This is a genomic window from Desulfobulbus rhabdoformis, assembly GCF_016919065.1.
Lineage (GTDB): Bacteria > Desulfobacterota > Desulfobulbia > Desulfobulbales > Desulfobulbaceae > Desulfobulbus > Desulfobulbus rhabdoformis.
Window position 1 is genome coordinate 75,880 of the sequence record NZ_JAFFQA010000009.1, and the last position, 18,913, is coordinate 94,792.

The window sequence follows — 18,913 nt, forward strand, 5'->3', positions numbered from 1 at the left end:
AACTATAAAGCCCTGCTAAACGATTGTCAAAAACCCTGCGCCTTTACCAATCTGGTTCTGTCGTTTTTTACCTCGGTCGGTGAGCAAAGGAAGGTTCCTTACAGACATATGCTCCCCGCTTTTCTGGTCTTTGTTCTCAAAAAAGCTCCGGCTTTCTGGTTTGCGGCATCTTCGGTGAAAATATTCAGAGGACAAGTGTCCCCTCAGCCGGCTTTCTCTTGGGAAAATCGACGCGCTGCACCAATAAGTCCTTCCCCCCACTGGGGAGTCCCCGAGGCAATGACATGGGTATACAGGGCCAGCACATTTTTTTTCACCAGGCCATCTCGCCCCTCAATAAAACCGGTTCCACGCTGCATACGCAAAACCAGTGACTCAGGGGGATCATCATATGTACGGACAATGGAGTAGCGAAATTCATGCCCTTTAATTTTTGTCCCCACCGGATAAAAACTATTTTCCTGTTCAACCACAAAACTGGAGTATCCGTGCGCCTGGGGTTTACGACTGAGACCAAAGGTGACAGGAAAAACGCCGGCAAGAGGATATTCCTGCCCATCCAACAAGATAGAGCGTCCAAGAAAAATGAGGCCACCGCATTCGGCATAGACAGGAAGCCCTTTTTCCACCTCCTCGCGGACAGACTGACGAAAACTTTCGTTTTCAGCAAGTTGGCGGGCACTGGTCTCTGGAAAACCGCCTCCGATATACAACCCATCAAGGTCCTGGGGGAGTGAGTCCGAGCGAAGGGCATCAATCATCACCAAGCGCGCTCCTGCCCGTGTCAACGCTTCAAGATTATCCTCGTAGTAAAACTGAAAGGCGGCATCCCTGAGGACGCCGATGGTAACCTGGGGGGAACTGAGATGTATTTCCTCAGGCGGGATAGGAACTTTGCGCGGCATACGTTCGACAATGGCATCCAGATCAAAGTTAGTCTCTGCCAGGGCTCCGAGTCGATCCACAGTTTCCCCGGCAGCAACAGATTCCTGGTGCGGGGTAACCCCCAGATGGCGCATGGGAAAAACATCCTCTTTCAGGCGGGGCATGATCCCCAAAACCGGAACATCGGTATAGGTTTCAATGGATTGACGGATGATCGATTCATGCCGTGGAGTGGCTATCTGATTGAGAATCACTCCGGCAATACGAATACGCGGATCAAAGGCCTCGCATCCAAGAACCACTGCGGCAATGGTCCGGGTTGTTTTGGAACAGTTGACCACCAACAGGATTGGCAGTTCCAACTGCTGGGCCAACTCGGCAGTGGAATATTCGCCCTGGGCACTGACACCGTCAAAGAGGCCGCGATTGCCTTCCACCACGGCATAGGCATTTCCGTAAATATGCTCCTGAAAGGTTGTGGCAATGGCCTCGTGACTCATCAGATAGGGATCCAGATTATAACAGGGACGCCCGGCAGCCATACTCATCCAGCCGGCATCGATATAATCCGGCCCCTTCTTGAAAACAGCCACCCCCCGGCCACGATTTCGCAGGGCCGCAATCAAACCAACGGAAACTACGGATTTACCAGACCCACCACTGAGACCGGCCAACACAACACTCTTCACTCGTTCCAAAATTCAGGTTCCTCGTTCAAACACAAATAATGACATATCACAGATGTGGAATATTTTTTCCTTTTTTACTTCAGGCACGCCTGGAGGACGAGGACTGTCTGCCTGCCCGCTTTCGTCCCCTGGTATCATGTTTCTCCATGCCCAACTCGTTCCAGGCAGCCTCATACAGTCTGTTGAGACGAAATTCCAGCTCCAGGCGATACTCCTCAACCTGCTTTGGCGTTATGGAGGCCGGAACGGATAATGGCTCACCGTGGCGCAGCAGCAGGCTGGAAAAAGGCAGGGGCAGCAGAGTCTGATCCCAACTGTTAAAACGAATATATCGAGTGCAGGCCCAGGCCATGGGAAAGACGGGCTTGCCTGATTTACTCGCTGCAAGAATGCATCCGGCCTGAGCTTTACGGGCAGGCCCCTGGGAACCATCGGCCACAATAGCTGCATTGAGTGCATGCTTTTTCATGGCGCGAATCATCCCCAACAGGGCTTTCGCCCCTCCACGATGCGCAGATCCCCGCACAGCCACATGGCCTGTGTGCTCGGCCAGGCGGGCAATGTATTCACCATCGCTTGAACTGCTCACCATGATCACCGCCGGATATTTACGCAGGTACCAGAAGAGATAGGCAAAGGAGTAATGCCAGAAGGCGGCGATACCCGTATCCTGCTGGGCATAGGCCTTAAATTCAGCACCTCCACGCACCTTGAGCCGTAAGGTGGAAAACCAGAGGGCCACCAGCCCCCAGACAAGGCGCGGCACCACAACCAGCGATGTTTTCCGCAAAAAATCAGCCAACAGCCAACTCCATCATTTTCAGCTCCTTAATTCGATCGCGATAAGCGGCCGCTTCTTCAAAGGCAAGCAGAGCAGCGGCCTCCTGCATCTTTTTCTCCAACAGAGCAATCTCCTGGTGGAGTTCATCCACACTGTGGTAGACAGTCTGCGCTTCTGCCGTCTGGAGGAGTCCGGCTCCCTGCTGCTCATCGGCAGCCTCCCAACCCGAGGCTTTGAGATGCTGGGCCATGGAATCTTTGATCTCGGAAATAACGGTCTGCGGAGTAATGCCATGTTCGCGATTAAAACGCTCCTGAATTGAACGACGGCGAATGGTCTCATCCATGGTGTAGCGCATGGAGGGGGTAATTTTATCGGCATAGAGAATAACCGTGCCCTGGGCATTCCGAGCGGCCCGACCACAGGTTTGCACAAGGGAACGCTCAGAACGCAGGAACCCCTCCTTATCCGCATCAAGCACAGCCACCAGGGAGACCTCCGGAATATCAAGCCCTTCGCGCAGCAGGTTGATCCCCACCAGCACGTCGTACTCCCGTTTGCGCAAGTCGCGAATCAGTTCCACCCGCTCCAAGGTCTTAATATCGGAATGGAGATAGCGCACACGAACTCCGAGATCCTCGTAATACTGGGTCAGATCTTCGGCCATTCGCTTGGTCAGCGTGGTCACCAGCACCGCCTCATCGCGCTCGGTTCGTTTTCGAATCTCCTCCAGAAGATCGTCGACCTGAGAAGAAGCGGGTCTGACCTCAATTTGCGGATCCAGAAGACCTGTTGGACGAATCAACTGTTCGACAATTCTCTCATCGGCCTTTTTCAACTCATAGGGCCCGGGGGTCGCAGAAACATAGACCGCCTGATGGATACGCGCCTCAAACTCGTCAAAGCGCAGCGGCCGGTTGTCGAGGGCCGAAGGGAGACGGAACCCATAGTTGACCAGAGTCTGTTTGCGGGAACGGTCGCCGTTATACATGCCGCCAATCTGAGGCACCCCAATATGCGACTCATCGATGATGAGCAGGTAATCCTCAGGGAAGTAGTCCAGCAGGTTGGGCGGGGGAGCCCCCTCCTCCTTGCCGGTGAGATGGCGACTGTAATTTTCAATACCGTTGCAGTAGCCAAGCTCACTGATCATCTCCAGATCGAACATGGTCCGCTGTTCCAGCCGCTGGGCCTCCACCAGCCTGTTTTCGTTTTGAAGCTCAGTCAGGCGAAGCTGCAGCTCATCTTGAATTGAACGCATGGCGGTCTTGAGGTTATCCTGGCTGGTGACAAAGTGACTGCCGGGAAACACTGTCATCTCCTCGACGTCTTTAATCACCTCCCCCCTGAGGGGATCGATAATGGCAATGGCATCAATGGTATCGCCAAAGAACTCAACGCGAACCGCCCGATCCTCCTCATGCACCGGAAAGATATCGATTACATCGCCGCGTACGCGAAAGGTGCCGCGGTGAAAGGAGAACTCGTTACGCTCGTAGAGCATAAAGGCCAGGCGGCGCTGCACCTCTTCCATGGGATAGTCTTCACCTGCCCGAAGAAAAAGGTGCATGTTCTTGTATTCATCAGGTGATCCCAGGCCGTAGATGCAGGAGACCGAGGCGACGATCAGGACGTCTCGCCGGGTCAGCAGAGATCGGGTGGCGGAGTGACGCAGTTTATCGATGGCGTCGTTGATGGAGGAATCCTTCTCGATGTACGTGTCCGAGGCCGGAATATAGGCCTCGGGCTGATAGTAATCATAGTAGGAGACAAAATACTCCACCGCGTTGTTGGGAAAAAGCTCACGAAACTCGGCAAAGAGCTGGGCGGCCAGCGTTTTATTGGGTGCCATCACCAGAGTCGGCCGCTGGATCCTTGCAACCACCTGCGCCATGGTAAAGGTCTTTCCTGATCCGGTCACCCCCAAGAGAATCTGGTCCCGCGCCCCGGCCTCAAGACCGGCGACAAGCTGTTCAATGGCAGCAGGCTGATCACCGGAAGGGGTAAATTCGGAGACGATTTCAAAAGGAATATCGTTTGAGTAGGTCAATGCTTCCACGAGGTCACATCAAAATTCCATGTTAAAACTGAAAACACCATCCTCCAGGTGGCTTGTCACCTTGAGACCGGAATGGTTAAACACATTCTGCATGCGCTCGTTTTCACGTAAAACCTCTGCAGTGAAACCGGTGATACCATTCCGTTTGGCAATCTTGGTCAGATGCTTGAACATGTAGGTTCCCAGCCGCTTATTCTGCCAGCCGTCACGAACAACAAAGGCCACCTCGGCCAGGTTGGTTTTCTCATTCAGGTAATAGGTCCCCACCGCGATGATCTGTTCGCCATGGGCCTCGGGCAGGGTCCCGACAACAGCCACATCCCGGCGATGATCAATATAAACAAAATCCTGAATCTGGCGGGGGGTGAACCGCTGCTGGCGACTCATAAACCGGTAGTAGATGGTCTCCTGGCTGAGGTTATAGATGAGATCGCGCATATGCGGCTCATCTGTCGGCTTGATCGAGCGGAAGTTGACCTCGGTCCCATCGGCTAACAACAGGTTGGCCCGTACCGATTCTTCTGCGGGCAAAAGAAAGCGGTTGCCAAAGCGGGCAAGGTCCGGTCGCAGATACTTTGCCTCCACCGCTTTGCGAAAGAGTTGTTCACGAAAATCCGGATGGGCCACGGATATAAGCGCCATGACCCGTTCCTGAATAGATTTCCCATGAAGGTAGGCCACACCGTATTCCGTCACCACGTAATGGACACTGGCCCGGTTGATGGTAACCCCGGATCCGGGCTGCAGGGTACAGACAATACGCGACTCATTGCCTTCCTTATTGAGCGAAGGCAAGGTGATAATCGCCCGACCGCCCTCAGATTTTGCGGCCCCCCGATTAAAGTCGATCTGACCGCCTATACCTGAATAAAATTTTCCGCCCACCGAATCGGAACAGACCTGACCGGTGAGATCGATCTCCAAGGCCATGTTAACGGCAATAAACCTCTTATGCTTGCCGATGACGTTGGCATCGTTGATATATTCTGTCGGGCGAAAGCTGAAGAGCGGATTATCATGAATGTAGTCATAAAGCCGTTTGGTTCCCATACAAAACGAGGCGGTTATCTTCCCCCGATCAATGGATTTCATGGCACCAGTGACAGCCCCTGCCTCGATCAGGGGGATAATGGTGTCGGAGATCATCTCCGTGTGGAAACCGATATCCTTGCGATCATGGAGAAACTCCATTACCACCTGGGGGATGCGGCCATAACCGGGGACGCGCCCCAGCCCCAGCTCAACAGTGGAACCGTTGGGAATGAGAGCGGCCACGGTCTGGGCGATCTTGCGGCTGATCGCATTGGGCGGATCCAACATCCGTTCAAGAATGGGTTGGTTGACCGGGACAAGGATATCAAGATCAAAGACTTCAACCTTGGTATCGCCATGGGTCCAGGGCATATTGGGATTGATCTCGGCGATCACCAGCGAGGCGTTATCAATGGCACTGCGAACAATATCTACGGAAATCCCAAGGCTGACCCGTCCGTTAATGTCTGGTGGGGTAACCTGAATCAGGGCGACATCAATAGGCAGACTGCCCGAATCAAAAAGCTTGGGGACATCAGAGAGCAGGATGGGTGTATAATCGCCAAATCCCTCCTGAATCACAGAACGGACATTGGAGCTGATAAAGAAGGCATTGATGGCAAACGAATCTGACATCTTTTTATTGGCATAAGGTGCATCGCCCTTGGTTATCAGCTGAATAACCTCGACATTGGTCAGGCCCCGCGCCCGCTTGGTCATCGCAGCGATGAGCTCTTGGGGAGCACCGCAACCCGTCCCGATAAACACCCGTTGACCAGCCTTGAGGTGACTCAAAGCCTGATCTGGAGTGGCGATCATGTCATTGTATTTTTCCTGCCAGTTCTGTTCATATTCCATGACAAGTCCCTTGTGCGATGGGTGATAACGGTCTTTATTTCCTTACAATTGAGCAATAGGTCTGGGCAAAGGTCATACGTGCATCGGCCACAACCGGTTCGTTGCCCATTTCGCCGACAATGAGCGGGTTGATATCCAGCTCCTTGATCTGGGGAAAGTCGGTGGTCAGCTGGCTGATACGCTGCAAGCTCACGGCGATGGCCTTGATATCGACCTCTTTAAGTCCTCGTTTTCCTTCAAGCAGCTGATAGGAGCGGGTTGATTTCAACATCTGTACAGCCTCTTCTTCGGTGATGGGGGCCAGGTGAAAGGTCACATCCTTCATCACCTCAACAAAGATACCGCCCAGACCAAACATCAACATGGGGCCGAACTGCGGGTCACGAGTCATACCGATGATTACCTCAAGCCCCTTCTCTGCCATCTTCTCCACATAGATCCCCTCAACCCGGGCCATGGGGGCATGTTTTCTGATACGCAGCATCATCAGGTCATAGGCATCTGCCACCTCCTGACTGGAACCTATATTGAGTCGAACCCCGCCAAGATCCGATTTATGAACAATATGGGGAGAAACCACCTTCATCGCCACGGGAAAACCGATAAAGCGAGCATACTCCACGGCCTCTTCAGGGCTGGAGGTCAGGCGGCCTTCCATGATATGAAACCCGTATGCTTTGAGAATATCTTTAGATTTAACCTCATCCAGGCGCAGGCGACCGGTACGCTGCCTGCGGGTGATAATACGCTCTACCCGCCTCCGGTTAACCGGGAAACGGACCACCTGGCGCGCCGGGCGACGTCGCCATACTCCATACTCGTACATAGCCTTGAGCGCGCCTACGGCACGCTCAGGAGAATCGTAAAAGGGCAGGCCCGCCGCGGCCAGTTCCTTGCGCGAAGGCATGATATCGGAGCCGCCAAGAAACGAGGCCAACACCGGCATGGATTCATCCATATGGGCCACAATGGCTCGCACGGTGGGCGCAGGCTGGGACATGTATTGAGGGGCGAGTACTACTAAAATGGCATCAAAGGAGCCGTCTGCAACCGCAATATCAATGGCCGCCGAATAATGCTTAGGTTCGGCATCGTTTGAAAGGTCTATGGGATTGGCGATAAAGGCGTTTGAGGGTAAAACCTTTTTAAATTTTTGCTGAAGCGAATCACTTAAGCCAACAACTGACATCCCGGATTTTTCCACCGCATCCGCGGCCATGGTACCGGAGCCACCGGAGTTGGTAATAATCAGTACCCTGTCACCTTTAGGGGTAGGCTGCAGGGCCAGGGCGGTGGCATAGTCAAACAGGGCTTCAAAGGAATCGGCACGACAAATTCCCGCCCGTTTAAAGGCCGCACCGTAGGCGGTGTCCTTTCCCACGAGGACACCGGTATGATTGGCGGCGGCCCTGGAACCAGCCAAGGTGGTTCCGGATTTAAGGACAACTACCGGTTTTTGGCTGCTGGCCTCTTCGGCCGCCTTGACAAATCGGTCACCGTCGCTGATGTCTTCAAGATACCCGACAATCACTTTGGTTTCGTCATCATTAGCCAGCGCCTCCAACACATCCACTTCGGTGATATCGGCCTTGTTTCCAATGGAGATCGACTTTGAAACCCCCAGTTCTCGTTCATCGGCGATATCCATCATTGCAGTGCAAAGCGCACCGGACTGGGAAAAAATCGAAAGGTGTCCAGCCTGGGGAATACGTTTGGAAAAGGAGGCGTTGAGCTTGATGGCGGTGTTAATAATGCCCAGACAGTTGGGGCCAAGCAGGCGCACCCCACCCCGTCGACATATTTCTGTCAACTCTGCCTCAAGCGCCTTGCCCACATCGCCGGTCTCCTTAAAGCCTGAGGCGACAACCACTATGGCACCGGCCTTTTTCTTGACCGCCTCACGGGCTGCTGCCGGAACCATATCCGCAGGCACCGCGATCACTACCAAATCCACAGGGTCTGGGTATTCGGCAATTTGTGGATAGACTTTGAGCCCGAAAAGCTCTCCGCCAGCTGAGTTGACCGGAATAATCGGCCCGGCAAAGCCGCTTCTCACCAGATTGCTCATGGTATCGTAGCCGACCTTGCCGACTGTTTTAGAGGCGCCGATAACGGCAATCGATTCCGGGGAAAACAGTTTATCCAGCATAACCACCTCGTTTAAATCGATGTTTCCGGAACATGAATGGTAAACCCTTCGGCCTCAATAGCCCGGTAAACAGCACGTACGTTATAGGTATTGATCCGCAGATAAATCATGGCTGAGCGCGTGTCATTGCCTTCGGCTCGGACAAGCCGGGTAAATTGGACCTGTTTCTCTTCCATGATCTTGACCAGTTTACTTAAGGCCTGGGGGTCATCGTTATCTTCAATGGACACCAGGACCGATCCCTTGGCGCCCAGGCCAAACAGATCGCGGTAGGCGTTCATCAGATCAGCGGTGGTAAACACCCCCACCAGCTTCTCATCATCGTCCACCACCGGCAATGCCCCTATTTTGCGCGATTGAAACAGGATTAATGCGTCATCCAGGGTCGTGTGGGGCCGGAGGTAAAGTATATCACGGCTCATAAGAACAGAAATCGGCGTACAGTTGACCTGTTGCTCCACCGTGCCCCGTTCCTTGCTCCGGGCAACGGAAGAAGGCCTGGCCGAACGCAGATCGCGGTCGGAAAGGATCCCCAAAAGCGTCCCCTCTTTATCAACCACCGGCAGATGGCGTATGGTGTATCGCTCCAGTACTTCTATTGCCTCGGCTACAGTCTGTTCCGGCATAACCGTAATCGGCGACGGCGTCATATGATCGTGAATAAACATAACTAAAAAAGACTCCCTTCGGTTACTCGCTGAGTAAGTATCACGATGTTCTGGTCACTTGAATCATTTTCTCTTGAGATTGGGATAGGAAGAAAAAACACCTCTTCAAGCTTCCCTCAAGCCTCTAGCAGCCCCGACAGATAGGCCTCAACGCACACACCAAGTTTTTCCAAATAATACCCGCCCTCCAGAATAGAGAGCAAACGGCCTTCCGTGTAGTCACGTGCCAACTCACGGACAAAGACTCCAAGATGTCGATAGAGATCGACGGTAAACGCCAGTCCGGACATGTCATCCAAACGGTGAGCATCAAACCCGGCACCGATAACCAGGGCATCGGGTTGGATCGAATCTAAAAAATCTCTGATTTTCGGCAAGAGGCGATATACATGCTTTGCCCCTGCACCGGGCGGCAGCGGCAGATTAAGTATGGTCCCCTTGCCTTCTCCGATTCCCTTGTCCTCTGCCCAGCCGGTACCTGGATAGCTGAAACTGGGATGCTCATGGATGGAAATATACGAGGTTTCCCCCTCTTCCTCAAAGGCGGTCTGAATGCCATTACCGTGATGTGCATCAAAATCGAACACACAGACACGACGTCGATTGTATTGGTTCTGCCAGTAGCGTGCCGCAATGACACAGTTGTTAAAAAAACAAAAGCCATAGGGTTGATTCGGTTCGGAATGATGGCCCGGTGGACGTGTCTGACAAAAAACTATGGAACCAGGATCATACTCAATGGCATCGACACCAACCAGGCCAGAACCTGCTGAAAGGATCGCTATATCATAGGATTGAAAACACACCTGATTATCGGGGTGATCGATGTAAGTTCGACCGGAGAGCACCTGTTCTTCAAAACGAAACAGCCATCCCTCGGTATGAAAGGTCAACAGCTGCTCCCGCGTGGCAGGTCGGGTGGGAAGATAGCGAATTTGATCAGCAAAATGACTGTTTCGGAGTTGTTCGGTGATCACCTGCATCCGTTCCGGAACTTCAGGGTGCTCACCACCTCCGGTATCATGGAGATCAAAGGCGGGATCTGTGACAATGGTTAACAGATAATCTTTTTCCATTACGCAGTTGGGTAGTCAGGTGCAAAAGGGATGAAAACAGGGGCAACCATCCTTCACTTGTCTCTCCTTCCTTACCGTATTTTACCTGAAAAACGAAGTGGTTCTTAACACTAAGAGGCGTATTTCAGAGCTGCGGGTAACCGTTTTTGAAGGTTTTGGGCAATTCGATAGTCCTGTTTGAATGGGGGATTCCCAACAAAGAGCGGAGAGCAAACGGTTAAAAACAGACAACAGCTAGTTCCAAAATTGAACAATCCCCTTGTTATTTCATCCGATCTTCGCTGCCTGCTTCCTGGCTCGTAAGACGATAACAGGGATTATAGCCGCTTGTCGGTAGCTTCATTCGATTTTGCTCGACAAAGGCACTCAAGAGACTATCCAGAGGCTCCATTATCTCCTTATCGCCACATATCTCAAAGACACCATGCTCCTCAATGGCTCGAATACCGGCATCTTTGACATTCCCGGTAACAATGCCGGAAAAGGCCCGCCGCAGGTTGGAGGCCAACAGATGGGGAGGCTGCTCCCGGTGCAGGTTAAGAGCATGCATATTTGTATGGGTGGGCTCAAAGGGAAGCTGCAGTGATAAATCGATCTTCAAAAGCCAATTAAAATAAAAGGCGTCATCGGTCTTGAGTCGGAATTGGTGCACCTGCTCAATCCCCTCTTTCACCAGGTGGGCCACTATTTCCGGGCCATCAATGACGATGCGATACATCTGGCGGGCAGCCGGTCCCAGGGTCTGGGTGATGAACTGGTCTATCTGCTCGAAATAGCCGGCAGACTCGGCAGGGCCGGTGAAGATGAGCGGAGTGGGGATACGGGAGTTGGCCGGGTCAAGAAGGATGCTCAAGATGTAGAGAATCTCCTCAGCCGTCCCCACGCCTCCGGGAAAGACAATAACCGCATGGCCAAGACGAACAAAGGCTTCCAGTCGCTTTTCTATATCCGGCATAATCACCAGATCGTTGACAATGGGGTTGGGGGATTCCGAGGCAATTATTCCCGGTTCGGTAATCCCCAGATACTGGCCGTTGTAGATGCGCTGCTTGGCATGGCCGATGGTCGCCCCCTTCATCGGGCCCTTCATGGCACCGGGGCCGCAACCGGTACAGATATCAAGCTCACGCAGCCCCAGCCGGTAGCCGACCTCTTTACTGTAATCGTATTCCGTGGGGGAGATGGAGTGACCGCCCCAGCAGACCACCAGATGCGGATTGGTCCGGGGACGCATGATGCGGGCATTTCGCAGAATATGAAAGACCGCGTTGGTAATGCCATCGCTTGTCGCCAGATCAAAGCGGGGATTGTTGTTGATGGTGTCATCAACGTAGACAATATCTCTGAGCACGGCAAAGATGTGCTCGTTGATGCCACGAATCATCTTGCCATCGACAAAAGCGCTTGCAGGCGCGTTGCGCAGCGCCAGTTTTATGCCGCGCTCTTCCTGGATGACGCGAATGTCAAAATCTTCAAACCGCTTGAGCAACTCACGACCATCATCCAAATGATCGCCATAGTTGAGCACCGCAAGCGAACTGTTCCGAAACAAGGGGTAAAGATCCCCCTGGCTTGCGTTCAGCAGCTTGGTCACTTCCAGACGTGAAAGCACATCCAGACTGCCGTTAGGACTGATACGGGCATCGACAACATTGTGTTGCATGAAAAATCCTTGCACAGAAAAAAATATTTCGCTTTCGCACAGAACCGTGAAAAAGACGCTTTGAGTTGGTCTCCTGCCGTCAGTATAATGCAGGGATAAAACCTTGTGACTCGTGTTGATTGTAGCAAATTTCAAGACTGTTGTCCCTGAGAGAGGAGTGTTTGCTCGGATTGGACAAGACACTGCTGCACCTGTTCATGCACCATTTCTTTGAGCGAGTCGTAGGAGTGGCCTTCGGGGAAGACCGGCGGTTGAAAACAAACCGATATTTTACGGAATGGTTTGGGGAGAAGGGAGCCCGATGGCAGGGCTTCAAAGGCACCGCGAATGGCCACCGGGACCACCGGGACATTGAGTTCTTTGCTGAGAATGGCAAAGGTTTTTTTAAACTCGCCCAGAGCACCATTCCGGGTCCGGGTTCCTTCCGGAAAAATTATCACGTTTTTGCCGTTTTGAAGCAGGGTTGCAACCTTTTGAATTGACTGGCGCACGTCTGCGTGAATATCCATTATCACGACATTATTGCGATCGGCAACAAAGCGAAGCCAGCGGTTCTGCAAATGCTTGGCCTTGGCATAAAAACATGTTCGCTGCATTAACGAATTTTTCAACCCGGCGGCCACCAGAAGTCCATCGATAAAACTCTGGTGGTTGGGGGTGATGATACAGGGGGAATCGGGGATGTGCTCCCGACCTTCGGTGCGAAAACGGAAATAACACCCCAGCAACAGCCGACTGCAGTTTTTAATCCAGTTGATGGTCACCCAGGTACGGGGCAGCCCTGTATCCACACGCTCCTTGAGAATTTCCCGCCAGTTAATCAGCTCAACGGCCACCCTATCTTTGCGCTCGGCAATAAAGGTGGCCAGTTGACGCAGGGTCGGGATTTGCATCAGTTTTTCCTCGGCTATTTCCACGCCGAAGCTCTGCTTGATAAAAACAAGCAAACTGACCTTGTCCAGGGAGTCCAGTGCTGCATCGATCTCCAGGTGATCATCGGCTGCGATCATACGCGAGGTCTGCGTTTCAAGAAAGTCCTGAAGGATGCGGAACTCTTGCCCCTGTGGTTGCTCTGAGTGACTTCGCTGCTCCTCACGGGCGCTGACAAGCTCCGGGAGTTGAAACCGTTTGAGCTTGCCAAGGCGAGTCCGGGGCAACTCGCACTCCACCAGTGTAAATCGGTGCAGCCGTTTGGCCGGAGAAGCTTTTTTATTATAGGCATCAATAACCTGCCAGCGGAAATATGCATCAATCTGCGCAATCCCCTGTTCACGAATAAGGACCAGGTTGGGGCGAATGATTGCCTGCAGCTGATCATCCTTAAAAAAAATACCTATCTCGGCAATAGTTGGATGACGGGCCTCAAGTTCCTGCTCAATGAGGGCTGGATTGATGTTTTTGCCGTTGGCGAGGACTATAATCTCTTTCTTGCGGCCGGTAACAAAGAGTCGCCCCTCTGCATCCAGATACCCCAAATCACCGGTATAGAGCCACCCCCCTTTCAGCACCTCTGCAGTCTCCTCGGGTCTGTTCCAGTATCCCTGCATGATATTGGCCCCGGAGGCTACGATTTCCCCGTCTCGAATTTCAATGGCGGTACAGCTCATGGCCTTGCCAGCAGAACCGATCAGCACCTGGCCCGGCCTGGTAAAGGTGATCATTGGCGCGGATTCAGTCATGCCATAGCCTTCCAGCACCTCAAAACCAAGGGTTGTGAACTGTTGCCCAACCTCGGGATCAAGGGCGGCTCCGCCACTGACCAGGTACTTAATATGCCCTCCAAATTTTCGATGGACCGAAGCAAAGAGTAAGCGCGAGAAATGGGGATTACTGACCTTTTTGGCCAGGAAATAAAGCAGGGTCGCCAGCTTGGAGGCGGCGATCTTGTCCTGAATCGATTTCATGATCAGGCTGTAGAGGCGGGGGACCCCGATAACGATGGAGACCTGATTCTGCTGCAGGGTATTCAAAATATCGGCTGCTGCCAAAGTGGGACAGAGCGCTACCGTGGCCCCTATCTGCAAGGGCAGAATTACGGTCCCCAGCAGGGGGAGAATATGATGCAGGGGTAACAGCATCAGTACCCGTTCCTGGCTGGTATAAATGGGCGTTCCCAGAGTGACAGCTTCGATATTGGCGATAAGATTGGTATAGGAGAGCATGACCCCTTTGGGGCTGCCGGTTGTGCCGGACGTATAAATCAGTAAAGCAGTTTTTTCTGGATCTTCAGCCACAATGGGCGTCACATCTGTCGGTTCAGAGCTCACATCCAACTCTTCAAAAACGTGCAAAACCGGTGTGTAATCAAGGCGGCTGCAGGCTTCCTCCAAGACAGTACGACGCTCTGCTGAACAAAAAAGCACGACTGGCCGACAATCAGCAAGAATGAAAGCGACCTCATCCACTGTTGCCTGGAAGTCAACGGGAACAGCCGTGCCCCCTGCCTGCCAGATAGCGTAGAGACTGTACACCCATTCAGGCCTATTTTCAGAATAGAGCAGGACCCTTCCCCCTGCTGCTTCTGGAATAAGAGCCCCATAACCATGGGCCATCTGCAGAAGTTGTGAATAGGAAAGGCTCTGCCCGGGGACGACGAGAGCAGGTTTTTGGTAATCGCTCAGAAGGGTGGTGCTCATATATTTGTTCTTGTGCCTCACAGATTCAGGTTCTAATCAGGGAGATGGTGTTTTTACACGATCAGAATATTTTGTCGCCTAGAAATTTCAGATGCGCGTCTTTCCCCGTCTCTCGGTTGCCTGCATCATCAGGCCCAACGCTCTCCCCCCGGGTCAGTCCGCACAGATACGAACGATGACCCGTCCCCTGTTCTTGCCCTCTAAGATGAGGTTAATCCGCTCCTCCAAGGCTTCCAGACTTGGCAGCTCCGTTGTGATGGTGTCCAGATGGTCCAGTTTCCATTCGTTGGCAAGCTTTTTCCAAACACCGGTTCGCAAGGGGTTTGGGCAGTTTACCGAATCTATTCCCAAAAGACTTACCCCTTTGAGAATGAACGGGTAAATCGAGGTATGCAGCTCGCCCGAGGTCACATTGCCACAACAGGTGACGGTCCCGCCGTATCGGGTGGTTTTAATGGCTGTGCTGAGAATATTCCCGCCCACGGTATCCACCACACCAGCCCAGCGTGGCTTCAGCAGTGGACGTCCGCTCTGATCGTCGGCCTCAACCGCAGAGAGCACCTCTTTGGCCCCGATTTCCTGCAAGTAGGCAATTTCTTTGGCCTTGGTGGTTACGGCGACCACCTCATACCCGGATTTCGCTAAAAGCGCCACCGCGATGGAGCCGACCCCACCTGTGGCACCGGTCACCAAAACCGGCCCCTGCTCAGGCAGGACACCGTTTGCAATAAGACGGTAGCAGGAGAGTGCTGCTGTAAAACCGGCGGTTCCGTAAATCATGGCTTCGCGCAGGCTCATGGTCTCTGGCAGAGGGACCACCCAGGAAGAAGGCACGCGAATATACTCAGAAAAACCACCGCTGGTGTTCATTCCCAGATCAAAGCCGGTTACCAGGACAAGATCGCCTTCCTTGAAAAGAGTATCACTGCTCTGGGCCACCACGCCCGAGGCATCAATGCCAGGTGTATGCGGATATCTGCGGGTAACCCCTTTGTTACCGGAGGCTGAGAGCGCATCCTTATAGTTAAGAGAAGAGTAGGAGACACGGATCAGGATGTCTCCTTCCGGTAACTCGCTCACACTCCGTTGGCCAATAGTTCGGGTAAACTTTTTATCCTCGCTTTCGGTGACGATCAAAGCCTTGAAGCAGGTCTCTTCCATGGATTCCTCCCTGTTAAGATTTCATCGCTTGGGTGACAAAAAGTAGTCTTTTCACTATACGTGGTTTCGCCAGGTTGAGCAACCGGACGAAATTTAACAATATCAACAACAATAAATTGAAATTATTCACCTTATTCAACTACAGACGGCTCTCTATACGAAAAAAGATTTCTTTATTTGTGCTCAATGACCAGTTTTCAGCTCGCCTCAGGTGGCGGCTACAAAACCTGCCCCCCGGACCTCCCTTCCAGCAGGAGTTTGTATTTCCTTTTGAGGGATGGTAAGAAGAAAAAATGAAATCAAATCAGGTTCTCCCCTTCCCCCGCCGCTCCCAGGCTGCTCCCCCGGTATTTATGCCCAATCCGATTCTTATCACTGTGGTCCTTTCGGTATTCATTGCACTTCTGGGGGTCGGTATAGTTATTCCTGTCCTGCCTGTGCTGGCCACAACACTGGGGGCCACAGGATTTACCCTGGGACTCATTACCGCGGCCTTTTCTTTAAGCCGTGGTCTACTGCAACCGCTGGTGGGCAACGTCTCCGATCGCTGGGGGCGTAAGGGGTTTCTCATGGCCGGTCTTCTCATTTACGGCATTGTCGGCCTGGTCATTCCGTTGGCCACCAATGTTCCCCACCTGATCTATATTCGCCTGTTTCAGGGGATAGGCGCGGCTATGATTGTCCCTGTGGCGATGGCCTATGCCAGTTTCCTGGCCCCTCCAGGCCAAGAGGGGCGCTCCATGGGAATCATCAACATCGCCATTTTTTGCGGTATAGGCTGTGGACCGATAGTGGGCGGTTTTTTCTCTGATATATGGGGCATACCTTCTGTCTTTTATATTATGGCCGTGCTTTGTTTCGCCGCCTTTCTTCTGGTTATTACCACCCTGCCCTCCTGCAGCCCGATCGAACGTAAACCACCCCTTGGTCTCTGGGTCAGCATGCAGGCCATGATTCGACGAAAACGGACCATGGGAATTCTTTTAGCACGTTTTGCCACCGTGCTGATGATGGTCCCAACCATGGCATTTCTGCCGGTGCTTATGAAGGACTGGCCCGGCAGCACCGGGATGCAAACCGGCATGGTCATAGCCAGCCGCACCCTCATGAACGCTGTACTGCAGTATCCCATGGGTAAGCTGGCCGATCGACACGAGAAGATCCCCCTTCTGCTGCTTGGCGCGATCTGTACGAGCCTGGCTCTTGTCTGTATCCCCTTCATCCACTCGTTCGGGACCATGGTCGCTACCTATCTCTTCCTTGGTTTGGGCGAGGCCGTTCTTTGGCCTGTTCTAGGCGCCTATGCGGTGGAAGAAGGCAGAGCACACTATGGACATGGCACGATGATGGGAGTCTTCAACCTGGCAATGAGTGCAGGCGTATTCACCGGAGCGCTCCTCGCAGGCGCTGGTCTTGATTTCTTTGGGATGCATGCTGCCTTCTGGCTGACAGCACTTGCAATTGCAACCCTGAGTTTTTGGGCTGCAACGCTTATTCGAACAGACTCTTCAGAGGTAAAAACCAACGCAACCTCTTGAGCTCATGTCCCTTTCTGACATTATTTGCCAGGATTTCAAATTTGTTTGCCATTCAACTTTTTCCTGCCAGCTATCCCTTGACGAGTGCTGCTAATCTGGTTATTGATTGAAGTTTGACACAACTTGCGAGCGTGGTGAAATTGGTAGACGCACTGGACTTAGGATCCAGCGAGCTATGCTCATGGGGGTTCGACTCCCCCCGCTCGCACCAGCTTACCTGTTGTCTCTTTTCAAGAAATCCAGCACGCACACATAAACGAGTGCGCGAGCGCACAAATAATCACGCCGCCGGGGTACCGCTGCGGAAACACGAACAAAAGGAACCGCTGTCCATGGAAATCGTCGTCGAAAATCATTCAGAGCTGACTAGAAAACTGACCATCACCGTCCCGAAGGAAACCGTTGGCCCGGCTCTGGAGAAAGCCTACGCCAAGATCAATAAAGAGGTCAAGCTTAAGGGTTTCCGCCGTGGCAAGGTTCCGCAATCCGTACTTGTTAAAAATTTCAAAGAGCAGGTTGAAGGTGAGGTGGGCGAGAAGCTGGTCCAGGACACCTACTTCGACGCGGTTGAGCAGGAAAAACTGGACACCGTGGTTCACCCGGAGATTACCGAGCACAAGTTTCCCGATGACGGCACCTTCGTCTATGTCGCCATGGTTGATATAAAACCTGTTTTTGATCTCAACGAGTACAAAGAGTTGGAGGTTGAAAAAGCTTCCATCGAAGTCACAGATGATGAGATAGCCAATGAGATGAACCTGCTGCAGCGTCACCAGTCTGCTTTGCAGACCGCTGAAGAGGGACATGCTCTGGCCACTGACGATGTCGCCGTCGTTGACTTTCAGGGATTCCACAATGGCAAGGCCATGAAGGAAGTTCAAAACGAGAACTTCAACGTTGACATCGGCATGAATCGTTTGGGCAAGGAATTCGAGGAAAAACTTATCGGCCTGAAAAAAGGGGACAAGACCCTCTACGAAATCACTTTTCCCGGTGATTACCCCAACCCCATGCTCGCCGGCAAAAACGTTGAGTTTAAAGTGGATATCAAAGATGTCAAAGTTCGTGTTAAACCGGAACTTGACGATGAGTTCGCCAAAGACATCAAACCCGAGCTCAACACCCTTGACGATCTCAAACAGGACATTCGTGAGCGTCTGACCCAATCCAAAGAAGAAGCACAGCAGGGTGATATCGACGACAAGATCATGAATAAGCTCATTGAGCTCAACCCGCTTGAGGTTCCGCAACGTCTGGTCAACTATGAAATTCAGGAAATGTTGAAACAGACTGAAGAAAATTTGAAGCGTAGCGGCTTGTCCTTTGAGTCTGCCGGTATTAATCTTGAAGAACTGGTCGAGAAAAACAGAGAAGTTGCTGAAAAACGGGTGAAGGGAGATTTCCTCCTCAAAAAGATTGCTGAGGTTGAAGAAATCAAAATTGCTGACGAGGATATTCAGCGCGGTTATCAGCGAATTGCCGACCAGTACAACATGAGTCTTGACGAGGTGAAAGGCTATTTCAAACGTCGTGAGGAGATTCTGCCGTTCATGAACGAACTGCACAACGAGAAGGTGCTCAACTTCCTGCGTGACAACGCTAAATTTGTAGAAGTTGCTCCCACCAAGACCGAAGCTCCCGCGACCGAAGCCTGATCAGGCCCCTTTCCCCTTGCCAGTTCCTTTCGGCGGCGGATCCTGCGATTCGCCGCCACAATG

General features: G+C 52.5%; 12 protein-coding genes and 1 tRNA gene. 3 read left to right on the top strand and 10 right to left on the bottom strand.

Features of this window, described 5'->3' with window-relative positions:
* Positions 1-203 precede the first annotated feature (203 nt).
* The 10 genes from JWJ90_RS06750 to JWJ90_RS06795 form a co-directional block, all read right to left on the bottom strand.
* Positions 204-1,574, bottom strand: a complete 1,371-nt coding sequence (locus JWJ90_RS06750; protein WP_338032298.1) for a cobyrinic acid a,c-diamide synthase CobB — start codon at positions 1,572-1,574, stop codon at positions 204-206.
* A 79-nt stretch (positions 1,575-1,653) separates the two neighbouring features.
* On the bottom strand, positions 1,654-2,376 hold the full coding sequence (locus tag JWJ90_RS06755; RefSeq protein WP_205226444.1) for a lysophospholipid acyltransferase family protein: 723 nt from the start codon (positions 2,374-2,376) through the stop codon (positions 1,654-1,656).
* Positions 2,369-4,405: an excinuclease ABC subunit UvrB gene (gene uvrB / locus JWJ90_RS06760; protein WP_205226494.1), complete on the bottom strand. Its 2,037-nt coding sequence runs from the start codon at positions 4,403-4,405 to the stop codon at positions 2,369-2,371. The genes JWJ90_RS06755 and uvrB overlap by 8 nt, the downstream gene beginning before the upstream one ends.
* Before the next feature lie 18 nt (positions 4,406-4,423).
* Positions 4,424-6,304 (bottom strand): bifunctional acetyl-CoA hydrolase/transferase family protein/GNAT family N-acetyltransferase, encoded by a 1,881-nt coding sequence (locus JWJ90_RS06765; RefSeq protein ID WP_205226445.1) that lies wholly within the window; start codon positions 6,302-6,304, stop codon positions 4,424-4,426.
* Positions 6,305-6,338: 34 nt separating this feature from the next.
* Positions 6,339-8,453: an acetate--CoA ligase family protein gene (locus JWJ90_RS06770; RefSeq protein WP_205226446.1), complete on the bottom strand. Its 2,115-nt coding sequence runs from the start codon at positions 8,451-8,453 to the stop codon at positions 6,339-6,341.
* Positions 8,454-8,464: 11 nt separating this feature from the next.
* The gene (locus JWJ90_RS06775; protein WP_205226447.1) at positions 8,465-9,121 is read right to left on the bottom strand and encodes a CBS domain-containing protein; all 657 of its coding nucleotides are present in this window, start codon (positions 9,119-9,121) and stop codon (positions 8,465-8,467) included.
* 116 nt (positions 9,122-9,237) lie between these two features.
* Entirely contained in the window at positions 9,238-10,197 is a 960-nt protein-coding gene (locus JWJ90_RS06780; protein WP_205226448.1) for a histone deacetylase family protein, read from the bottom strand.
* Positions 10,198-10,459: 262 nt separating this feature from the next.
* Positions 10,460-11,860, bottom strand: a complete 1,401-nt coding sequence (gene ppnN, locus JWJ90_RS06785; protein WP_205226449.1) for a nucleotide 5'-monophosphate nucleosidase PpnN — start codon at positions 11,858-11,860, stop codon at positions 10,460-10,462.
* Between the two features lie 131 nt (positions 11,861-11,991).
* The gene (locus JWJ90_RS06790; RefSeq protein WP_205226450.1) at positions 11,992-14,496 is read right to left on the bottom strand and encodes an AMP-binding protein; all 2,505 of its coding nucleotides are present in this window, start codon (positions 14,494-14,496) and stop codon (positions 11,992-11,994) included.
* Positions 14,497-14,649: 153 nt separating this feature from the next.
* Positions 14,650-15,657 (bottom strand): YhdH/YhfP family quinone oxidoreductase, encoded by a 1,008-nt coding sequence (locus JWJ90_RS06795; protein WP_205226451.1) that lies wholly within the window; start codon positions 15,655-15,657, stop codon positions 14,650-14,652.
* Positions 15,658-15,950: 293 nt separating this feature from the next.
* Here JWJ90_RS06795 and JWJ90_RS06800 point away from each other — a divergent pair, with 293 nt between their 5' ends.
* The 3 genes from JWJ90_RS06800 (at position 15,951) to tig (ending at position 18,850) form a co-directional block, all read left to right on the top strand.
* The gene (locus JWJ90_RS06800) at positions 15,951-17,195 is read left to right on the top strand and encodes an MFS transporter (RefSeq protein WP_240194792.1); all 1,245 of its coding nucleotides are present in this window, start codon (positions 15,951-15,953) and stop codon (positions 17,193-17,195) included.
* Between the two features lie 125 nt (positions 17,196-17,320).
* Positions 17,321-17,406: transfer RNA gene (locus JWJ90_RS06805), tRNA-Leu, on the top strand.
* Between the two features lie 121 nt (positions 17,407-17,527).
* Entirely contained in the window at positions 17,528-18,850 is a 1,323-nt protein-coding gene (gene tig / locus JWJ90_RS06810) for a trigger factor (RefSeq protein ID WP_205226452.1), read from the top strand.
* Positions 18,851-18,913 lie beyond the last annotated feature (63 nt).

Bases quoted from the DNA above. Each gene is read 5' to 3' on its own strand.
- JWJ90_RS06770 (WP_205226446.1), bottom strand. From the start codon at position 8,453: ATGCTGGATAAACTGTTTTCCCCGGAATCGATTGCCGTTATCGGCGCC.
- JWJ90_RS06775 (WP_205226447.1), bottom strand. From the start codon at position 9,121: ATGTTTATTCACGATCATATGACGCCGTCGCCGATTACGGTTATGCCG.
- JWJ90_RS06780 (WP_205226448.1), bottom strand. From the start codon at position 10,197: ATGGAAAAAGATTATCTGTTAACCATTGTCACAGATCCCGCCTTTGAT.
- JWJ90_RS06765 (WP_205226445.1), bottom strand. From the start codon at position 6,304: ATGGAATATGAACAGAACTGGCAGGAAAAATACAATGACATGATCGCC.
- tig (WP_205226452.1), top strand. From the start codon at position 17,528: ATGGAAATCGTCGTCGAAAATCATTCAGAGCTGACTAGAAAACTGACC.
- JWJ90_RS06790 (WP_205226450.1), bottom strand. From the start codon at position 14,496: ATGAGCACCACCCTTCTGAGCGATTACCAAAAACCTGCTCTCGTCGTC.
- ppnN (WP_205226449.1), bottom strand. From the start codon at position 11,860: ATGCAACACAATGTTGTCGATGCCCGTATCAGTCCTAACGGCAGTCTG.
- JWJ90_RS06795 (WP_205226451.1), bottom strand. From the start codon at position 15,657: ATGGAAGAGACCTGCTTCAAGGCTTTGATCGTCACCGAAAGCGAGGAT.
- JWJ90_RS06800 (WP_240194792.1), top strand. From the start codon at position 15,951: ATGAAATCAAATCAGGTTCTCCCCTTCCCCCGCCGCTCCCAGGCTGCT.